Below are 3,564 nucleotides of genomic sequence, written 5' to 3' on the forward strand. Positions count from 1 at the left end.
CATGCACCTCTCGGCCCTCATCGTCACGCACGACCTCGGCGTGGCACGCCTGCTCGCACACCGCACCCTGGTGATGCGCGAAGGCCGCATCGTAGAACAAGGCCTGACCGACCGTGTGCTCGACGATCCGCAGCACGCTTACACGCAACTGCTGGTGTCGTCGGTGGTCGCGCCTTGAACACACCCGCCATGCTGCACGTCGAATCGCTCTGCAAACACTTCACCCTGCACCTGCGCGGCGGCCTCGAGCTGCCGGTGCTCAAGCAGGTGTCACTCAGCGTCGAGCCCGGCGAGTGTGTGGCCCTGCTCGGCGCCTCGGGCCAGGGCAAGTCGACGCTGATGAAATGCCTCTACGGCAGCTACGGCGCCGACAGCGGCTCGATCTGGCTGCATGCGAACGATGGGCGCATCGACATCGCTTCTGCCACCCCGCAACAAATGCTGAAACTGCGCCAACGCGACATCGCCTATGTGAGCCAGTTCTTGCGCGCCGTGCCACGCGTGCCGGCGGTCGACGTGGTGGCCGAGCGCTGGCTGCAGGCGCGCCCCGATCAAGATGCTGAAGCCCTGCAAGAGACCGCCCGCGTTGAGGCGCGCGCGCTGTTGCAGCGCCTGAACCTGCCCGAGAGCCTGTGGGAGCTGCCGCCCGCCACCTTCTCAGGTGGTGAGCAGCAGCGTGTCAACATTGCGCGCGGCTTCATCGAGCCGGCGCGGCTGCTGCTGCTCGACGAGCCTACTGCTTCGCTCGACGCCGCCAACCGGCGGGTGGTGATCGAGCTGATCCACGAAGCGCGCGCGGCCGGTGCGGCAGTGGTGGGCATCTTCCACGACGAAGAAGTGCGTGACGCGGTGGCCAGCCGTTGTGTTTCGATTCGATAGATGGCATGCCGCCCACCGCCTCCGTTCGCACGGCACAAAATGCCCGCCACCTCCGTTCGCCCTGAGCAGGGCCTGAGCCTGTCGAAGGCCCGTCCGTCGAAGGGTGCGCCGTGCTGAAATGAGCAGAGAGAGATGAACCACATGAGCGAACTGATCCTGAGCAACGCGCGCATCGTGCTCGCCAACGAAGTGCTGCACGGCAGCGTGCGCCTGCGCGACGGCCTGATCGCCGACATCAGCGCCGGCCCCAGCTCGGTGGCCCACGCGCACGACCTCGACGGCGACTTTCTGCTGCCCGGCCTGGTGGAAGTGCACACCGACAACCTGGAGCGCCACGTCACGCCGCGACCCAAGGTCAACTTCCCGATGTTGGGGGCCGTGCAGGCGCACGACGCCGAGGTGGCCGCCGCCGGCATCACCACCGTGCTCGACGCCATCGGCGTGGGCGACCCGTATGGCGACGGTTTTCGCTCGCGCGACCAGAGCGCGCTGCTGGAGGTGCTCGACACGCTGGAGGCCGCCGGCCTGCTGCGCGCCGACCACCTGATCCACGTGCGCTGCGAGCTGCCGGCACCCAACGCGCAAGAACTCTTCGCGCCGTTTGCACGCCACCCGCGCCTGCGATTGATCTCGCTGATGGACCACACGCCCGGCCAGCGGCAATGGACCGACATCGAACACGCCCGCATCTACTACACCGGCAAGAAAGGCTGGAGCGATGCGCAATTCAACGACGAGATGCGCATCGCACCCCAGCGCCAGGCCCTGCATGCGCACCCCAACCGCGCCTGGTTCACCGATTTCGCGCGCACCCACTCGGTGGCATTGGCCACACACGACGACACCACCGTCGACCATGTGGACGAAGCGCATGCGCTGGGCGCGAGCATGAGCGAGTTCCCCACCACACTCGCGGCGGCGCGGCGCGCCAAGGCGCTCGGTCTGTGCACCGTGGCCGGTGCCCCCAACGTGATCCGCGGTGGCTCACACTCGGGCAACGTCTCTGCGATGGAGCTGGCGCGCGAGGGCGTGCTGGACGCGCTCTCGTCCGACTATGTGCCGGGCAGCCTGCTGCAGTCAGCGTGGCGGCTCACGCAAGAGGGTGGGTTTTCGTTGCCGGAGGCAGCGAACGTGGTGAGCCGCAACCCGGCGCGGGCCGTGGGGATCCATGACCGGGGGGAAATCGCGGCGGGGCTGCGGGGCGACCTCATCCGCGTGAAGTCGCTGGGCGAACACCCTGTGGTGCGAGAGACATGGGTGAGGGGGCGGCGGGTGGTTTGAACGGCCCCTCCATAAACGGGAGGATGCCTTCAGGCAGTGCACTGCCGATGATCGAGCCGATCGTGCGCGGCCGCTCGCTTCAGCGCGCACGGGCAAGAGAACCCAAAACCCGTAACGCAGCGTCGCCAGCGCACAAGGAGAACACGATGCCCTCTTTGAACCAGTTCGCGTGGGTCAATGGAACGGCGATCTACCGATTCGGCTTCCGCTCGATTCCGAACATCCAGATCACGGGTGCCCCAGCCGATGCCAACTTGCGCCGCTGGGCCATGCTGCACGACGGCACGACTTACCGCTTCTACTGCTTTCGCGGCAGCAGCAGCAACACGCTCTACCAGTTCGGGTTCGATGGCGGCACGTATGCGTTCGGGCACAACTCGATCCCACAGCTGACGCTGGTTGACTTTCCTGCCGACACCGACGCAAGCAGTTTCCAGATGCTGCACGATGGCAGCGACTACCGGCTCTACATGCGCCGCCTCGGAGACCGAAACACCCTCTACCAGGCGGCTTGGGTGCCCGGAACCACGACCTACCGCTACGGCCACAACTCGCTGCCAATCATCGCGGTCACCGGGTTCCCGCCTGATACCGATTGGTCACGCTGGGGCATGCTGCACGACGGCCTTGCCTACCGGATCTACGCGTTCAGGCTCGGCAGCAACACCGAGTTCTACCAAGGCTCCTTCAACCGCGCAGCCAACGCCTACCAATACGCGTGGAACTCCATCCCGATGCTGACCCTGGAGGGCACCCCGGCCAACAGCAATCTGGCTGCCGCCGGCATGCTGCATGACAACGCAGACTACCGGTTCTACTTCCAGACGGTCTAGCGCCGTCTGCGTTGGGGTGTGGCTGGGGAACCTAGAATCCCCACCCCAGCCCAACACACAGACCTGCCGTGGACCTCAAACTGCCGATCACCATCACCGACGAGCTGAGCGACAGCGTCATCAAATCCAGCGGCATGCTCGACCTGGCCAGTGGCGAGATTCGCAGCGTGGAATACGAAAACTACGACGCCTCGACCCAGGGCCTGCCGGCTGAAGACGCGGAGTACGAGTTCACCTCGGGCACGCTCTCCAACGGCAAGAAGGAAGTGGAGTTCGGCATCCAGGTCGACCTGATGACGGGGCAGTACTCGGTGACGCCCAATGAGCTGCTGGAACTGAAAGGCCGCGCGGCCAAGCTGTTCACACTCGCGCCCGGCGAAACCACACGGCCCGAGGCTTCGGGGAAGCCGCCGCTGGGCAAGGCTGCGGCGGCCGTGCCGGCCAAGCGCAGGCCGCGCTTATTTCACTCCGTACGCCCTGAGGTATCGAAGGGTGCGCCGTCCACTGCTGGCCCTTCGATACCTCAGGGCGAACGGTGAGCGGGGGAATGCCCTGGACGAACGGTGACTCG

General features: G+C 66.1%; 4 protein-coding genes and 1 pseudogene. All 5 read left to right on the forward strand.

Annotation, left to right across the window (positions count from 1 at the left end):
- Positions 1–178: pseudogene (gene phnK, locus RMO40_RS15525) on the forward strand (phosphonate C-P lyase system protein PhnK); the annotation flags it as partial.
- An 11-nt stretch (positions 179–189) separates the two neighbouring features.
- A complete protein-coding gene (gene phnL, locus RMO40_RS15530) occupies positions 190–879 on the forward strand; it encodes a phosphonate C-P lyase system protein PhnL (RefSeq protein ID WP_309723227.1) in 690 nt (229 codons plus the stop codon).
- Positions 880–1,020: 141 nt separating this feature from the next.
- Positions 1,021–2,160, forward strand: coding sequence for an alpha-D-ribose 1-methylphosphonate 5-triphosphate diphosphatase (locus RMO40_RS15535; protein WP_309723230.1), 1,140 nt, complete (start codon positions 1,021–1,023; stop codon positions 2,158–2,160).
- 146 nt (positions 2,161–2,306) lie between these two features.
- Positions 2,307–2,993, forward strand: coding sequence for a hypothetical protein (locus tag RMO40_RS15540; protein WP_309723233.1), 687 nt, complete (start codon positions 2,307–2,309; stop codon positions 2,991–2,993).
- Between the two features lie 68 nt (positions 2,994–3,061).
- Positions 3,062–3,532: a hypothetical protein gene (locus RMO40_RS15545; protein ID WP_309723236.1), complete on the forward strand. Its 471-nt coding sequence runs from the start codon at positions 3,062–3,064 to the stop codon at positions 3,530–3,532.
- The last annotated feature ends 32 nt before the right edge of the window (positions 3,533–3,564 follow it).

Source organism: Rhizobacter sp. (genome assembly GCF_031412075.1).
Classification (GTDB): domain Bacteria; phylum Pseudomonadota; class Gammaproteobacteria; order Burkholderiales; family Burkholderiaceae_C; genus Rhizobacter.

Bases quoted from the DNA above. Each gene is read 5' to 3' on its own strand.
- phnL (WP_309723227.1), top strand. From the start codon at position 190: ATGCTGCACGTCGAATCGCTCTGCAAACACTTCACCCTGCACCTGCGC.
- RMO40_RS15535 (WP_309723230.1), top strand. From the start codon at position 1,021: ATGAGCGAACTGATCCTGAGCAACGCGCGCATCGTGCTCGCCAACGAA.
- RMO40_RS15540 (WP_309723233.1), top strand. From the start codon at position 2,307: ATGCCCTCTTTGAACCAGTTCGCGTGGGTCAATGGAACGGCGATCTAC.